Annotated in this window: 12 protein-coding genes; 3 read left to right on the top strand and 9 right to left on the bottom strand. The window is 71.6% G+C overall.

Annotation, left to right across the window (positions count from 1 at the left end):
• Positions 1-59: 59 nt before the first annotated feature.
• Positions 60-1,952: a CocE/NonD family hydrolase gene (locus AB0M79_RS07680; RefSeq protein WP_364209168.1), complete on the top strand. Its 1,893-nt coding sequence runs from the start codon at positions 60-62 to the stop codon at positions 1,950-1,952.
• A gap of 440 nt (positions 1,953-2,392) precedes the next feature.
• Complete coding sequence (locus tag AB0M79_RS07675; RefSeq protein WP_364209165.1) at positions 2,393-3,259, top strand: helix-turn-helix transcriptional regulator; 867 nt, start codon at positions 2,393-2,395, stop codon at positions 3,257-3,259.
• A 62-nt stretch (positions 3,260-3,321) separates the two neighbouring features.
• Here AB0M79_RS07675 and AB0M79_RS07670 read toward each other — a convergent pair whose 3' ends face one another.
• From AB0M79_RS07670 to AB0M79_RS07655, 4 genes are all read right to left on the bottom strand, one after another.
• Positions 3,322-3,894, bottom strand: coding sequence for a TlpA disulfide reductase family protein (locus tag AB0M79_RS07670; protein WP_364209162.1), 573 nt, complete (start codon positions 3,892-3,894; stop codon positions 3,322-3,324).
• A complete protein-coding gene (locus AB0M79_RS07665) occupies positions 3,891-4,352 on the bottom strand; it encodes a hypothetical protein (RefSeq protein WP_357539409.1) in 462 nt (153 codons plus the stop codon). Before AB0M79_RS07665 ends, AB0M79_RS07670 begins: the two co-directional genes overlap by 4 nt.
• A 124-nt stretch (positions 4,353-4,476) precedes the next feature.
• Positions 4,477-6,468, bottom strand: coding sequence for a M6 family metalloprotease domain-containing protein (locus tag AB0M79_RS07660; RefSeq protein WP_364209159.1), 1,992 nt, complete (start codon positions 6,466-6,468; stop codon positions 4,477-4,479).
• A 262-nt stretch (positions 6,469-6,730) separates the two neighbouring features.
• Complete coding sequence (locus AB0M79_RS07655) at positions 6,731-7,669, bottom strand: dihydrodipicolinate synthase family protein (RefSeq protein WP_364209156.1); 939 nt, start codon at positions 7,667-7,669, stop codon at positions 6,731-6,733.
• A 205-nt stretch (positions 7,670-7,874) separates the two neighbouring features.
• Here AB0M79_RS07655 and AB0M79_RS07650 point away from each other — a divergent pair, with 205 nt between their 5' ends.
• A complete protein-coding gene (locus tag AB0M79_RS07650) occupies positions 7,875-9,107 on the top strand; it encodes a helix-turn-helix domain-containing protein (RefSeq protein WP_364209153.1) in 1,233 nt (410 codons plus the stop codon).
• Between the two features lie 34 nt (positions 9,108-9,141).
• On the opposite strand, the gene AB0M79_RS07645 is transcribed toward AB0M79_RS07650, so the two are convergent.
• The 5 genes from AB0M79_RS07645 to AB0M79_RS07625 form a co-directional block, all read right to left on the bottom strand.
• Positions 9,142-9,981, bottom strand: coding sequence for a sulfotransferase (locus AB0M79_RS07645; RefSeq protein ID WP_364209150.1), 840 nt, complete (start codon positions 9,979-9,981; stop codon positions 9,142-9,144).
• A 79-nt stretch (positions 9,982-10,060) separates the two neighbouring features.
• Positions 10,061-11,602 (bottom strand): oligosaccharide flippase family protein, encoded by a 1,542-nt coding sequence (locus AB0M79_RS07640; RefSeq protein ID WP_364209148.1) that lies wholly within the window; start codon positions 11,600-11,602, stop codon positions 10,061-10,063.
• Entirely contained in the window at positions 11,599-12,774 is a 1,176-nt protein-coding gene (locus AB0M79_RS07635) for a Wzz/FepE/Etk N-terminal domain-containing protein (protein WP_364209145.1), read from the bottom strand. The genes AB0M79_RS07640 and AB0M79_RS07635 overlap by 4 nt, the downstream gene beginning before the upstream one ends.
• A gap of 29 nt (positions 12,775-12,803) precedes the next feature.
• Entirely contained in the window at positions 12,804-14,399 is a 1,596-nt protein-coding gene (locus AB0M79_RS07630) for an O-antigen ligase family protein (protein ID WP_364209143.1), read from the bottom strand.
• Positions 14,400-14,500: 101 nt separating this feature from the next.
• Complete coding sequence (locus AB0M79_RS07625; protein WP_364209140.1) at positions 14,501-15,709, bottom strand: glycosyltransferase family 4 protein; 1,209 nt, start codon at positions 15,707-15,709, stop codon at positions 14,501-14,503.
• Between the last annotated feature and the right edge of the window lie 116 nt (positions 15,710-15,825).

Below are 15,825 nucleotides of genomic sequence, written 5' to 3'. Positions count from 1 at the left end.
GGTTCGATCGGCGAACCGGCCCATAACCTGCACGCACCTCGGGACCTCAAGGAGTGCGCATGGGTCGGACACATAGATCATGGCGGGTGGGCGTGGCGGCGGTCGCCACGACCGCGCTCGCCGTACTCGGCGCGGCGCCGAACGCGCTCGCCGTGGACACGCCGGAGATCGTCGTCGCAGACGGGGTCACCCAGCCCGTCTTCGGCTACGGCGACGCGATCCGGGAACGGCTCTTCATCGATTCCACCTTCGACAGCGACGGCGACGGGCTGCGGGACATCATCGCGTTCGACGTGATGCGTCCGAAGGCGACCGAGGACGGGCTCAAGGTGCCCGTCATCATGGACGCCAGCCCGTACTACACCACCCTGGGCCGGGGCAACGAGTCCGAGCGCAAGGTCGACCTGGACGGCGACGGACTGCTCGACAAGTGGCCGCTGTGGTACGACAACTACTTCGTGCCGCGCGGCTACGCGGTGATCCTGCTCGACATGGTCGGCACCGGTAACTCCACCGGCTGCCCCACGACCAACGCCAACGAGGACAACCTCAGCGCGAAGCAGGCGATCAACTGGCTCAACGGCCGGGCCACCGCCCGCAACGCCGCCGGTGAGGTCGTCAAGGCGGACTGGCACAACGGCAAGTCCGGCATGATCGGCAAGTCGTACGACGGCTCGCTGGCGATGGCCACCGCCGTCACCGGCGTCAAGGGCCTGACCACGATCGTGCCGATCGGCGGCCCGTCCGAGTACTACGACTACACCCGCAGCAACGGTGTGATCACTCGGGGCAACAACTACCCGTCGTCGCTGGCGAACACGGTCACCAACCCGGAGCGCCGGGAGTACTGCAAGCCGGTCCGCGACCGGCTGGCCATCGAGGACGGCGACGAGCACGGCGACTACACCGCCTTCTGGAACGAGCGCAGCTACGTCAAGAAGGTCAAGAACCAGACCGCCAGCGTGTTCCTCATCCACGGCACCAACGACGACAACGTCCGCGCCGACCACTTCAGCAAGTACTGGTACGCGCTGACCGAGTACGACATCCCGCGCAAGCTGTGGCTGAACCAGACCGGGCACATCGACCCGTTCGACTTCCGCCGGGCCGAGTGGGTGTCGACCCTGCACCGCTGGTTCGACTTCTGGCTCTACGACATCCAGAACGGCATCATGGACGAGCCGCGGGCCGACGTGGAGCGCTCCGCCAACGTGTTCGCGACGTACGCCGACTGGCCGGTCCCGGGCATGAACGAGACCGAGGTGTTCTTCCAGCCGGGCACCGGCGGTGCCGGCGGCCTCGGCCTGGTGCCGGTGGCGAAGCCGACGACGCTGTCCTGGCAGGACAGCCCGACGCAGAGCCAGAACGCCATGATCAACACCCCGGACGTGCCCAGCCCGAACAAGCTGGCGTTCCTGTCCGAGCCGCTGACCGCGCCGCTGCACATCTCCGGCACGCCGCGGCTGAAGATCCGGGCCACCGCCGACAAGACCAGCACCCACTTCGGCGTGATCCTGGTCGACTACGGCACCGACGAGCGGGTCCACCACCGTGGTGGCAACGACGGCATCATCACCCTGACCACCGAGGACTGCTGGGGCGAGAGCAGCGCCGTCGACGACGCCTGCTACAAGCACACGCAGACCCGGGTCTGGACCGCCGACCAGGAGCTGGTCACCAAGGGCGTCCACGACGCCAAGAACCGCCAGTCGATCCGCAACGCGGTGCCGCTGGTGCCGGGACAGGCGTACAACTACGACTTCCCGCTGCTGCCGGAGGACTACGTCTTCAAGCCGGGCCACCGGATCGGCGTGATCGTGGTCGGCAGCTACCCGCAGTACTCCAGCCAGGCTGACCAGAACCGGGCGAACATCGACCTGGCGCTGAAGACCAGCCGGATCGTCCTGCCCATCGTGGGCGGTACGGCCGCGGCCCACGCCGCGGGGCTCTGATACCGGGTCCGGGCGCCGGAGACCTCCCTGGCGCCCGGACCCATGCAAAGCACGTCGCGGGCCAGTGCCAGCCCGCGGCGCGGCCCCCGGGAGACGACCTGACGCGTCCTCCCGGGGGCCGGTCCCTTTTCCGCCCCGCATTCCGCCGGATCACCGGGAGCATTTTTGGCTCCCTTACTCGAAATGCGAACGGCGGCTCCGCCGGACGAACAACGATTTGAGTCGGGGCACCGATTCACCCGTACGCGAACTCGCCAGCGGCTCACCCCTCGTGCTAAACAATGCATGCCCATTCGTTTTCCCCGGTTCGCCCCCGGGCCCGTTCTCCGCACACTCCGCCCGTCACGGCGGAACGCACCGAAACCGCGATGGCCAGATTCCAGGCGATGAACGTTTGGAACAACGGCACCGATTGTGTTTCGTAGCGCGGAGAGGTTGACATGCCGTTCAAAGAGCCCGTGAAGAAGACCCTGCGTGCCCAGTGGCTGGGCATCCAGTTGCGGGACCTGCGCGTCGAGCGCGGAATGACCCTGCAGGAGGCCGCGAGCTACCTGCGGTACGACTACAGCTCGCTCGGCCGGTTCGAACGGGCCGAGCTGCCCTTCAAGCACGACGACGTGGTCGCCCTGCTCGACCTGTACGGCGTCTTCGACGCCCAGGACCGGGCCCGGCTGCGGCAGCTCTGCACCGAGACCTGGCGCAGCGACCAGTGGGACGTCGACTTCTCCGACGCGGTCTACGACAGCACGTTCGTCGACTACCTGTGGCTGGAGGAGAACGCCACCGAGATCCGCCTCTTCGACGCCGCGATGCTGCACGTGTTGCTGCAGACCCGCGCGTACGCCGAGGCGTCGGTCCGCCTGGTCGAAGGCCCGCGGGTGCCTTCCGAGCGGGTCGCCCGCTTCGTCGACAAGCGGATGGAGCGGCAACGGGTGGTCCAGGAGGGCCGGGTTCGGGTGTCGGTCGTGATCGACGACGCGGTGCTGCGACGGTCGTTCGGCGACGCCGGCCTGCTGCGCGAGCAGCTCGTCCACCTGGGCCGGCTGGCCCGCGAGCGGGACGTCGAGATCCGGGTGCTGCCGCCGGACGCCAACCTGCGCCCCCGGACGTTCGGCGCGTTCACCCTGTTCGAGATGCCGGACCCCTACCCGGAGGTGGCCTACCTGGAGAACCTCGCCGGCCGGTTCTACCTGGAGGCGCCGCGCAGCCAGCGGTTCGCGCACGCGTACGACCAGCTCTGCGCAGCCGCGCTCGACCCGGCCGAGTCGCTGAAACTGATCGCCGCGATGGTCGGTGACCGGTCCTGAGACGGCAACCGCCCGCGACCGGCTGTCCGTCGTGGACGACCGGTCGCGGGCGGGCGGCGGGTTCAGCCGAGGACGTGCTCCTTGAGCTGCGTGTCGAGGGCGGCGGCGTCGATGCCGCCGGGCCAGCCGCGCAGCAGCCGGCCGTCCTTGCTGAGGATGATGACGGCGGGAGGTTCGCGCACCGCGTACGCCCGCCAGACGTTCATCGAATCGTCCAGCACGACCGGGTATTCGACCTTGTGGGTGCGCAGGTATTCGTCGAGCGGGTCGGCCTCGTCCTCGCCGGCCACGCCGAGGAACACCACCCGGTCCTGGTAGGTGCGGGCCAGTTCGCTCATCGCGTCCTGCCGGTCGGCGCAGATGGTGCACCACGAGCTGAAGAAGGTGAGCACAACGGGCCGGTCGGCCCACAGGGTGCTCACGTCGATGTCGGTGCCGTCGGTGAGGGTGGCCGAGAAGCGGGGTGCGGTGGGCGCCTCGGTGGCCGGCGGCTTCAGGGCGAGTCCGGCCGGGGCGGGGCCGGGCAGCGTGTGCGCTCCTCCGGCCACCTTGTCGGGGGTGTCGTCGCCGCCGGTGCAGGCGCCCAGGGCGAGGGCGGCGGCGACCAGGATCGCGGGCAGCAGCCTCTTCCTCACGGGATCACCGCCACCAGGGACGGGCCGCCCTCGGGGTTGTCCCGGTCGGTCGTCAGGGCGATCGGCGGCCGGTCGTCGATGACGAGCTGGTACGCGTCCCGCTTGGGCACGGTGACCGGTACGGCGAACTCGCAGAACGTGGGCACCCGGGGTACCTCCAGGTCTTCCTCGAACGCCGCGATGGAGGTGCCGGTCGGCAGCTCCCCGCTGGCGAGTTCCGCGCCGTCGCCGTCGACGAGGCGGTACGGCGCGGTGCGGTGCACGAACAGGTAGGCGCCGCTGCCGGCGCAGTCCACCCCGATCTCGCGCAGGTTGAACTCCCGGACGAGCAGGCGGATGGTCATCGGGTCGCCGTCCTCCGCCGGATCCGATCCGGTGCAGCCGGCGGTGACGCCACCGGCCAGCAGCAGCGGGAGCAGCGTGGCCGCCAGCCGGCGGCCGCGGTGCTGTCGAGTCATTGATCCTCCCGGATCGAACGGATCGGACGGCCCGATCGCCCTGAACAGTCTGCCCTCGGAATGGGAGGGGGGTCTCCGGTGGTGGTGCGCCACCGGAGACCCCCAGTTGCCGCGCTGGGTCAGATCACTTCTCGACCCGGCACTGCTTGGTGAGGGTCTTGGTCGGGTCGCTCACCGAGGTGGCGGTGAGCTTCACGAACCCGGTGTCCGCCGCGTTGGCAGCGGCACCGACCGACACGTTCACCGTGGTGGACTGGCCGAACTTGGCGGTCGCCAGCTCGTTCGGCAGGGAGACGCGCCAGCCGCGACCGGCGACCTCCGCCGACAGGCGGTAGACGTCGGACTTGGTGTAGGCGTTGACGTTCTCCGGGTGGGCCTGGCCACCGGCCGACCAGCTACCGGTGTTGGTCAGGTCGAACGAGCAGGTCACACCGCGGTTGGTGGGCTTGCTGTTCGGGGTGGTGACGGTGCCCTTGGACAGGTTGACACCGTGGGTGCTCGGACCACCGGCGCCGTCCAGCGACTTCACCGCGACCGTGTACTTCAGCACGCCGTCCTTGTCGCGCTTGAGGTCGAGGACGAAGAAGTGCAGCCGGTTCGCCTCGTCGACGTACTCGAACTCGCTGCCGGAGTTGGTGCCGGCGTGGAACAGCGCGTCCGACAGCTGCCGGTAGTCACCCATGGTGATCTTCTGCGGGGTGCCGTCCGGCTTGTAGAAGTCGATCATGTCGATGTCCTGCGGGTTCGCGTCGATGACCCACTGGAACGGCGCGCTGTCCTGGTTCTTGGTCTTGCTGAGCAGCACACCGGCGTCCGGGGTGAACGAGTCGGCACCCATCCGGTCGACGACCTCGACGGTGTAGTTGTTGAAGTTGCCGCCGTCGCAGTGCAGGTTCGTGGCGACGGTGCAGGCCGGCGACAGGTCCTTGTTCATCGCGATGTTGATACCGGTCAGGCCATTGGGGCCGGCCTGGACGGCACGCGCGGTGATCTCGGCGACCACGAGGCCCGAGGAGGCCAGGGCCTCACGGGACAGCCGCAGCACGTTCTCCTCGCCGATCAGACCGATCTTCATCTTGTCGCGCAGCGTGTGCAGCGAGCCCATCGAGCCACCGTTGACCGGCGGGATCTGCCAGCGGGTGTGCGGACCGCCCGGACCGTTGAACGACCCGCGCGACATCATGCTCCAGATGCCGGTGTACGCCCGGCGCAGCGGCGTGCCGTACGGGTTGTTGTAGTTGTCACCGATGGTGAGCAGGTGGCTCAGCTCGTGGGCGTAGACACCCATGCCGGAGCTCTCGGCCTGGGTCGAGGAGCCGCCGCCGGCGTTCGGCCAGATTCCGGCCGCCGCCTTCCACGAGGTCCACTCGACGTACCGGGTACGCGCGTAGTTCGGCATGTTGGGGTCCGGCGGGCCCCACGCGTCCGGCACGTCCTCCTTGGTCTGGAACATCATCTCGCCGAATTCCTGCCAGGTCGCCGACTCGTCCTGGCCCGCGCCGAGGATGAAGATCAGCTCGAACTGGCTGGCGGCCTCCTCACCGATGGCCGCGCGCCAGAGGCCCAGGCCGTCGGTACGGATGTTCCGGCTGCAGGTCTCCCCGCTCGGGCACATGCCCGGGTTCATGCTGTTGTCGATACCGTAGTGGTACGACTTGTGCGGCAGCGTGTACGGACCGAACGAGGTCAGGTCCACGCCGTAGCGGCCGCCCGAGTCCTCCATCCAGTACTCGTGCAGCGTGTGGCCCTTGTTCAGAGTGTTCGGCGTGTTCAGGAAGTCCTTGTAGAACGTCGCCACCTGGTCGCGCGGGATGTTGGCGGCGGTCGACTGCGGGTTGCCGAAGATCGACGACCGGGCCCGCTGCGTGATCACGAACGGCTGGTCCACGTAGTCCAGTGTCACCAGCGCGATGTTGAAGTTACGGACCGAGCCCCGAACGTTCGGGTCGGCCCAGTTGGTGTTCGGGATCGCCTTGTAGTCGTTCCACGTCATGGCATCTGGGTTCTGCCAGTTCTGCGGATCGATTACCCCGAACGGCGCGTTGCTGCCGGCCGGGTTCCCCGGCGCGGCGGCGGCCGGCGCGGTCGCCACGGAGGCGACCAGCGCGGTGGCCACCGCGGCAACCATCACCGACCGTCGCACGCGCGGTCGCTTGGCGTTGACAAGGTGCATCAAGTCACCTCTCGTTGAGGGTGGAACGGCGCGCGACCTTGGGGGTCAAGAGCTGAAACGCGCGCCGTGCCGGGAATCTATGAGGCAGGCGACACGCCCGTCACCGTGCAGATGTCGGCAGGTGAACGGAGGACTTCCGACACCTGAAGGAGCTTGTTCACAGCCCGCTGACCAGCCTCCCGGCTTCCGTAGCGGCGGTCATGGATCAGTCGGCGACGGCGGCCACGGCCCGCTCGACGTCCCGGCGCAGCCGGTTCGCGTCCACTGCCGGCAACGGCACCCGCGGCGGACGGCACGGTCCCCCGTACCGGCCGGCGATCTCCATCGTGCACTTCAGCGCCTGCACCGACTCCGGCCGCGAGTTCCAGCTCAGCAGGGGATACAGCGTGGCGTAGAGGGCCGCGGCGCCGGCCGGGTCGCCACCGGCGAAGCGGCGGTAGAGGCAGACCGTCTGGCGGGGCAGGGCGTTGGGCAGCCCGCCGATCCAGCCGGCGGCCCCGAAGACCACGAGTTCGCGGACCAGGTCGTCGACGCCGGCCAGCACGTCGACGTGCGGGCAGAGCACCCGGATGCGGTGCAACCGCCGTACGTCCCCGCTCGCCTCCTGCACCGCGGCCAGCCCGTCGATCTCGGCGACGGTGGCCATCAGCTCCGGGGTCAGGTCGACCGCGGTCTCGCCGGGGTCGTTGTACGCCACCACCGGCAACCCGGCGGCCGCGATCTCGCGGTAGTGGGCGACGACCTCCGCCGGGCGGGCCCGGTAGCCGGTCGGCGGCAGTGCCAGCACCGCGTCCGCGCCGGCCCGGGCCGCCTGCTCCGCCCAGTGCGCCGACTGGTGGCTGCCGTACCCGCTGACGTTGGCGAGCACCGACCGGTCGGGCGGCGCCGCCGCCACGACGGCACGCAGCACGTCGGCGCGTTCCCCGTCGGTCAGGGTCTGGTACTCCCCCGGCGGACCGGCCACGGCGAACCCGTCGCAGCCCTCGGTGGCCAGCCACCGCACGTGCTCCTGGAGCCGGTCGAAGTCGACCCGCAGGTCGGCGGTGAACGGCGTAACGAGGGCCGCCACGACACCGCGCCACGGCCGGTCGCCGTCCACGCCGTCGATGCCGTCCACGTCGGCCACCCCGGTCGCACCGGTCATCCCATTCCTCCCGCGCGGTCCAGTCCTGGCCGGCCGGACACCGTCAGGTACGCCGAACGGTAGAGACTGCTGTCACACCGGTCATCGGACAGATGCTGAGAGACACAGCGGGCCGGACAGAACTTCTGTCGGGTCGAGGACTTGCGCCGGGACAAGATCAGCGAAATGTTAAACGTCTGAACTTGGCACGAACGCGGGGAGCTGGATGCTGGCCGAGCTGCAAACCATCGTCGACGGACTCGCCGCGCGCGTCGGCCGGCCGGCGCTGATCGAGGACCGGCGCCAGCGGGTGGTGGTCTACAGCGAACACGCCGAGCCGATGGACACCGTACGCCGGGCCTCGATCCTGCGGCGGCAGACGACGCCGGAGGTGATCGCCTGGTTCCGGCAGGCCGGCGTGCTCCAGTCCCGGACCCCGGTCCGTACCCCGGCCTGCCCGGAACTCGACCTGCTCCCCCGGGTCTGCCTGCCGATCTGCCACGACGACCTGCTGTTGGGCTTCGTGTGGTTCATCGACGCCGAGGGCACGATGACCGACGACGACATCAAACTGGCCAGCGAGGCGACCGCCGACCTGTCGCTGGCGCTCTACCGGGAGAACCTGCTCGGCGAGCTCGCCTCGCAGCGGGAGACCGAGGCGGCCCGGACGCTGCTCGTCGACGCGCCCACGTCACGCGCCCACGCAGTACGGGCGCTGCTGGAGGAGGGCGTGATCGCCGCCGACGGGCCGACCACCGCCCTGGTGGCCCACCTGGTCACCCCGGGCGGGCAGCCGCCCGACGAGGTCGGCCGGATCGCCCTGGAACAGGCGCTGGTGCACACCCGCCGGTGGATCGGCACCCGGGCCGCCCTGCACCTGATCCGGCACGACCACGGCGTGCTGCTGATGTGCGGGGCGAACGGTGCCGGCCGCCCCGCGCCGGAGGCCGCCGCCACCCACCTCGACGAAGCGTTGCAGAACACCACCCGGGGGCTGGCCTCGATCACCCGTACGGTCGTCGGCATCGGACAGACCTACGACGAGCTGGCCGAAGGGCTCGGCTCGTACGACGAGGCGTTGCAGTCGGCCCGCGTCGGTGTGCAGCTCTCCGCGCTGGGCCGGGTCGTCGCCTGGTCCAACCTGGGGATCTACCGGGTGCTGACCCGCCTCGGCGACCAGCACCTGGACGTCGGCGGGGTGCATCCCGGCCTGGAGCGGCTGCTGCGCGACGAGACCAACCAGGTGCTGCTGGAGACCCTGGAGGCCTATCTGGACCTGGCCGGCAACGCGCACGCCACGGCGGAGCGGCTCCGGCTGCACCGCACCACGCTCTACTACCGGCTGCAGCGGGTGGAGCAGCTCGCCGAGACCGACCTGAAGGACGGCAACGAGCGGCTCTGCCTGCACCTGGCGTTGAAGCTCGGCCGGCTGACCGGCGACTACCAGCCGGCCCGCTGACGTCACACCTGGTGGCCGCCGGTCTGGCCGCCGGTCACCAGGTCGACGACCAGCCGAGGAGGTCGGCGAGTCGGGCGTTGTGCGGTGCGAAGTGCCCGGCCAGCTCGGCGCGGACCGCGTCGGTGAGGCCGGACTCGCCACGGTCGACACGGCGGGTGTGTCGGGCGAACCCGTCCGGCGTGTACGGGTCGAGGTCGAGGAACCGCAGCACGTCGGCGTAGACGCGGGCCGGCTCGGCGTAGAGGTCCTCGCTGCGCAGCACCAGCACCCGTTCGCGGGGCACCGCCGCGAACCACCGTTCGAGCTGTTCGGCGTAGCGGCCCCGGGCGGCGTACGAGTGGTTGCGCAGCGCGGCGTGCGCCGTACGGCTGTCCGGGCCGGCGCGCAGCGCCGCCGCCAGCCGGTCCGGCTCGGCGGCCAGTGCGGCGGCGAAGTCCAGCGGCTCGGCTCCGTACGAGCGGGTGTGCAGGTAGTGCGAGTAGGCCCGCTCGACCGGGTCGCGCAGCAGGGCGACGAACCGGGCTTCGGGCAGGGCCGCGGCGACCCGGGCCGGCACCTCCGGGTGGAAGAGGTAGTAGGGGCTGGCCTCGAAGGTGTGCTCGCCGGGACCGGTGCGCGGGAAGTGGGCCCGGTACCAGCGGGTGCCGCGCCGGTGGTGCAGGGTGAAGTACTGCAGCTCCTTGCCGGTGCCGGTGCGGATTCGCGGGTGTGCGGCGAGGTAGTGGTAGAGCGAGGTGGTGCCGCAGCGCTGGCCGCCGATGACGAGGAAGTCGGGCAGCGCGCCGACCGCACCGGGCACCGCCGCCCGCGCGTACGCCCGCGCCCCCCGCACCCCCCACCGCGCCAGGTCCACGACGCCGCGCCGCGCCGTCACGCCCCTCCTCCCGCGATCTTGCACTTGTCGCCCGACAAAGTGGACATAAGGGGGAGATATCTGCAAGATCGCGAGGAACTCACGCGGTGGCCTCCCTACGGCGGCGGCGGATCAGGGTACGCAGCACCATGACGTCCTCCCGGCTGAGCCCGAGGGCGAGGACCGCCCCGAGGTAGGTCGCCACGACGGCGGCGAGCCCGACGGTGAGCTGGACCGGGCCGCCGGGCAGCAGCCACCGCACGACGAGCCCGGCCAGCAGGGCGGCCACCCCGGCGGCCAGCCCCTTCGCCATGCCCGTGGTGAACGGCAGGGCCTGGATCAGACCGCGTACCTGGATCACCCGGGCGATGTTGACCGCGGCCAGCGAGGCGGCCCACGAGGCGGCCGCGCCGACGATGCCGTACGCCGGGATGAGCCAGATGTTGAGTCCGATGTTGAGGACCAGGGCGGCGAGGTTGTCGTACATGTTGACGGCCACCCGGCCCGACATGTTCAGCAGCGTGCCGCACGGGCCGGTGGCGGCGTTCACCAGCTGCCCGGCGGCGAGGATCATGGTGACGGCGGCGCCGGTGGTGAAGTCGCCGCCGAAGATGCGCAGCAGGTCGGTCGGGAAGACCAGCAGCGCGACGAACGCCGGCAGCGACAGCCGGACGATCCAGCCGGTGACCGCGCCGTAGCTGCGCCGTACGTCGTCGAGGCGGCCCTGGTGGTAGAGGTAGGCGATGTACGGCCCGAACGCCGCGTTGATCGGCGCGAGCACGAAGATGGCGACGGTGACCAGCCGGGTCGCGACGTTGTAGACGCCGATCTCGTCGCTGCCGAAGAAGCCGAGCAGCAGCGTGTCGACCCAGATCAGGCCGGTCGACGACAGCGACGACACCCAGCTCACCGTGGAGAAGCTGAACAGTTGCCGGGGCCGGTAGGCCGGTTCGGCGGGCGCCACCTTGCGCAGCATCCCGGCCAGCGCCAGCACCGCGAGCGCGGCGGCCGACCAGGCGGCGCCGACCAGCGCCCAGAAGGCGCCGATCACCCCGCCGCCGAGGACGAGGGCGAGGGCGGTGAGCGCCAGCCGGGCGCCCGGCTCGTAGATCTGACCGATCAGTGTGTACGGCCGCTGCGTACGCCAGCCCCGGGTGGCGGCGAGCGCCGCCTCGCAGATGGTCAGCGCGGGCAGGGTGAGCGCGACCAGCCGCAGCGGGGTGGTGAGTTCCGGGTCGTTGAGCATCCGGGCCAGCCAGGGCGCGGTGGCGGCGAGCCCGACGGCGATCACCGTCGACGACACCGCCGAGATGCCCAGCCCGAGCCGGATCGTGCCGCGGATGGTGGCCGGGTCGTCGTCGGCGAGGTGTACGGCGACGAAGCGGGTCAGCCCGGCCCGGAAGCCGGACAGCGACAGCAGCCCGAGCAGGGACAGCATGGCGTAGCCCTGGGCGTAGCGGCCGACCTCGGTCATGCCGAGACTACGGGCCAGCAGCAGCATGATCAGGAAGACGGCGCCCTGGCTGAGGAGCGCGCCGACCAGGTTGAGGCTGCCGCCCCGGGCGATGCCGCGGATGTGCCGGTCGCCGGAGTCGGCCGGGTCGTTCGGGGTGCCGGCCGGGGCGGCCGGGGCGGCGGTCACCGGTTCGGTCCGCGCCGGCCCGGTGGGGTGGTGCCGGCCGAGCCGATGGCGGGCAGGGTGACGGTGTCGTCGTCGGCGACCGGCCGGCGGGCGCCGGGTACGGCGGGTCCCTCCGTCTTGCCGAGCGGTACCGACCGCAGCGGGCCGCCGGCGACGCGGCCGGTGGCCGGCCGGGGCGCGCCGGCCTCCGGTTCGCCGGCGGGAGCGGTCGCCGGGGTGGCCGCGGCGGGGGCCGGGGTGGTGCGCTGGCGGGAGAGCAGCTCCAGCAGGGCGACCAGGACGACCGCGACGAGCAGGCCGGCCGCGCCGACCGGCAGGGCGGTGCCGACCAGGCCGCGCATCCGCGACACCGGGGCGGCCTCGCTGATGCTGGTCGCCTGGGCCGGGTCGGCGGCCTGGAGCTGGGCGTTGGCGCCCTGCAGCGCCTCGCGGGCCCGGGCCAGGGCGCTGGTCGCGGCGTCCCGCTGGGCCAGCAGTGCCTGGTAGTCCGGCAGCTTCGGGCCGATCTCGTCGAGCCGCTTCTGCCCGGCGGCGATGGCCGACGCGGCCGCGCTGGCCCCCCGGCCGTTGCCGACCGCCTGCATGGAGAGCTGCTGCTGCCGAAGGGTGGCCAGCTCGTTGAGGGTGGACTGGTAGATCTTGTCCGGCTGGGAGACCTTGTTCTCCTTCTCCCACTCGGTGATCGCGGTCGTCGCCGCGGCGACGTCGGCCCGGGCCGCCTCGACCTGCTGGGTGGCGATCGCGACCTGGGAGGAGAAGAGGAACGTCAGGGCCCGCCGGGTGGTCGACTCCAGCACCGGTACGACGGTCGCCCGGTTCGGCGCCGTGTAGGACAGCTCGAGCTGGCTGCTCGCGCCGACCTGGTCGACGGCGATGCCGTCGCGCAGGGCCGCCGGCCGTACGCCGGTGTCGGCCGAGACCTGCTCGACGACCCGGGGCGAGGTGGCGGCCGCGGCGAACGAGGCCACGAACTGGTTGGCGGCCTGGGTACCGGTGTACTGCTGGGCGGCGCTGCCGCCGACGAGCGCGGGCGCCGCGACGTAGGCGGTGCCGACGTACTGCTGCGGGGCGAGCAGCACGATGGCCGCCGCCGCCCCGGTCGCGACCACCGGTACGGCGACCAGGATCCACAGCCGCCGACGGGCCACCCGCAGGTAGTCGACGATCTCCACGCTTGCGCTCCCCACTCGGATGTGCGTTCTCAGGTTGACGTTGCGCCGCCGCGCCCGGCCAGCGCCGGTACGCCCGGACCGGTGGCCGGCGCGGCACCCGCCGGGGTACGGGCGACGGCGCTCGCCGCGGCGGCGAAGGCGAACAGGTACCACAGGGTGACCACGTTGGAGATGACGTTGGACGCGGCGCTCACCGCGACGAACGCCACGGCGCAGCCGGCGAAGCCGACCGCGATCCCCCGGTCGAGGCTGCCCGGGGGCGCCCGCCGCAGCGCCTGCCGGGCGGTGTGCAGGATCAGCACGATCATGGCGAGATAGGCGAGCAGGCCGAGCACCCCGGTCTCGACGTACGCCCGCAGGAAGTCGTTGTGCGGCTTCTTCGCCTCGGCGGTCTCCCGCTGGGTCATGTTCGGGCCGATGCCGGTGACCGGGTTGCGGTTGGCCAGCGTGACGATGTCGGTCCAGTAGGCGACCCGCCATTCCAGCGTGTTGCCGGTCGGTCCGCCGCCGACCGACCGGGCCTGCGTGATCTGGGCGAACCGTTCGCCGACCGCCGGCAGCAGCGCCACCCCGGCGACGGCGACCACGACCAGCCCGACGAGCATCTTCCGGCTGCGGTGCAGTACGGCGACCACGACCAGCCCGATCGCGGCGCCGAGGATGGCGCTGCGGGTGTTGGTCAGCAGCAGGAAGCCGAGCGAGGCGGTGAGCAGCACGGTCAGCGCGACCCGCGACCGGCGGCCGAGGAAACGGTGGATGCCGAAGCCGAAGATGACCAGGAACATCAGGTAGCGGCCGAACGTGGTCGACTGGCTGAACGGCCCGCTGATCCGGGTGAAGCTGCCCTTGACCTCCGACGGCGGCTGGCCGGCGAGCGACATGACCACGGTGTAGCCCAGCGCCAGGACCAGCGAGGCGTAGCAGGCGAGCAGCACCCGGCGGGCCACCCGGGTGTCCGGGATGAGCTGTTCGAGCACCACGAACATGACGACCACGGTCAGGATCCGCAGCGCCTCCAGCAGGCTGGCCGTCCGCTGGCCGGCGCCCAGGGCGCTGATGAGGCAGGTCGCGCCGACCAGCAGCATGGCCAGGCCGAGCGGGGAGCCGCGCAGCCGGCCGTTACGGCGAAGCTGGGCGGCGAGCCAGAGCCCGGCGGCGAGCAGGAAGAGGACCGCGAGCAGGGTGGACGGGTCCATCGCCCGGGTCGCTTCGCCGCCGCCGGCCCGGCCGGCCGTCGGGCCGCTGAGCTTGAACAGGTCGACGCAGGAGCGGACGGCGAGCATCAGCAGGACGTACGCGGCGAAGCGGGTGACCGCGAGCGCCGCCACCAGCAGCCCGGTGACCGCGGCCAGCGGCAGGACCACACCCATCCGGTCGCCGCCGGCCATGGACAGTCCGGCCACCACGGCGGTCGCCGCGGCGGCCAGCGCGGCGAGCCCGGTCAGCACCGTGCCGGTCCGCCCGGGACGACCGGAGTCGCCGGATCGGCCGGCGCGGGCGGGGTGGCCCGTCCGGTCGACGCGGCCGGGGTCGGTGCCGGACGGGGCCGGGCGCGCCGGAGCGGCCCCGGACGGCGGATCACCGCCGGGCGCCCCCCGCAGGGCCTGCCGGTCGCCCTCGTTCATCGGCTCCACACCTGTCGTGCCACCAAAGCCGAATCAACCTATCCCGGCCGGGCTGCGTCCGATAATGGGCCGATATGCCGACCCTGCCCACTTCGAACGGGTCACCCGGCGGTGCCGGCTCCGGCCGCCGAACGGGTCGCGCGGCCCCGGCGGCGTACCGGGCGGGCGAGGTCGAGGTACAGCCGTTCGAGTTCGCGGGCGGCGCCGTCCCAGGTGTACTCGGCACGTACCCGGTCGCCCAGGTCGCGGGCGCCGACGCGTTCGGCCGCCGGGTCGGCCACCAGTCGGGTCAGCGCGGCGACCAGGCCCTCCTCGTCGCCGTCGGCGAAGAGCCGGCGGCCGGGTCCGTCGTGTTCGAGCACCTCGACGTGCGGCGCGATGTCGCTGGCGACGACCGGCAGGTCGTACGAGGCGGCCTCCAGCAGGGTCAGCGGCAGCCCTTCCAGCCGGGACGGCTGCACGAAGGCGGCGGCGTTGCTGTACAGCTCGGCGAGCAGGTCGCCGTACGCGAACCCGGTGAACACCACGCGCGGGTCGCCGTCGGCCTCGGCGCGCAGCCGGGCGACGAAGTCGTCGGAGAACGACGAGCCGCCGACGATCGCCAGCTTGAGGTCGGTCTGGATCCGGCGGAACGCCCGGACGAGCAGATCGGCGGCCTTCTCCGGGACCAGCCTGCCGACCAGCAGCAGGTAACCGTCCGGCGTCAGTCCGAAACGGGCGGTGATCTGACGGGCGGGAAGCCGCCGGCCGGCGGTCACCCCGTTGGCGATGTAGCGGGCGGAGGCGCCGAAGTGGGTGTCGTAGTGGGCGGCCAGGCCACGCGAGACGGTGACCCGTTCGTTGGGTACGTGCCCGCTGAACCAGTGCGCCGTGTCCAGCACCGTACGCGCCAGCCTGCCCCATTTCGCCCGCTGGTTGTCCAGGCCGTGCACGGTGAGCACCACCCGGGCCCGGGACAGGTAGCGCGGCAGCGGGGCGACCAGGCCGGGGCCGAGCCCGTGGTAGTGCACGATGTCCGGCCGGTCGCCGATGGCGGCGAGGGTGGAGGTGGTCGAGTGCACGATCGCGTCGAGGTGCTTGCTGGCGATCGTGCGGACCTGGCGCAGTCGTACGCCCCGGTAGGCGTCCATCGGCACCGAGCCGTAGCTCGGCCGGCAGTAGACGGTCACCTCGTGGCCGAGGCCGACCAGGCGGCTCGCCAACTCCTCGACGTGGCGTTCGATCCCGCCGTACGTCGCCGGCATGCCCTTCTGTCCGATCATCGCGATCCGCAGCGGGCGCCAGCCGGCCTCGTGCTCGGGCCGGGTCACCGGCTCGCGACCGGACCGCTGGCGCGGTACGGGCCGCAGCGGTGATTCCCTGCCATCCAGATTTGAAATGGGGCCATGTCGATCGTATTGATCGAGATTAGCCGCGCCCAGATCGT

This window comes from Polymorphospora sp. NPDC051019, from assembly GCF_040683055.1.
Lineage (GTDB): Bacteria > Actinomycetota > Actinomycetes > Mycobacteriales > Micromonosporaceae > Polymorphospora > Polymorphospora lycopeni.
Note: the sequence above shows the minus strand (reverse complement) of the source record. Positions and strands in the feature narration are given on the sequence as shown.

What these genes read in the sequence shown, in the direction of transcription:
- AB0M79_RS07680 (WP_364209168.1), top strand. Translation starts at nt 60, where the DNA reads ATGGGTCGGACACATAGATCATGGCGGGTGGGCGTGGCGGCGGTCGCC.
- AB0M79_RS07675 (WP_364209165.1), top strand. Translation starts at nt 2,393, where the DNA reads ATGCCGTTCAAAGAGCCCGTGAAGAAGACCCTGCGTGCCCAGTGGCTG.
- AB0M79_RS07665 (WP_357539409.1), bottom strand. Translation starts at nt 4,352, where the DNA reads ATGACTCGACAGCACCGCGGCCGCCGGCTGGCGGCCACGCTGCTCCCG.
- AB0M79_RS07655 (WP_364209156.1), bottom strand. Translation starts at nt 7,669, where the DNA reads ATGACCGGTGCGACCGGGGTGGCCGACGTGGACGGCATCGACGGCGTG.
- AB0M79_RS07650 (WP_364209153.1), top strand. Translation starts at nt 7,875, where the DNA reads ATGCTGGCCGAGCTGCAAACCATCGTCGACGGACTCGCCGCGCGCGTC.
- AB0M79_RS07630 (WP_364209143.1), bottom strand. Translation starts at nt 14,399, where the DNA reads ATGAACGAGGGCGACCGGCAGGCCCTGCGGGGGGCGCCCGGCGGTGAT.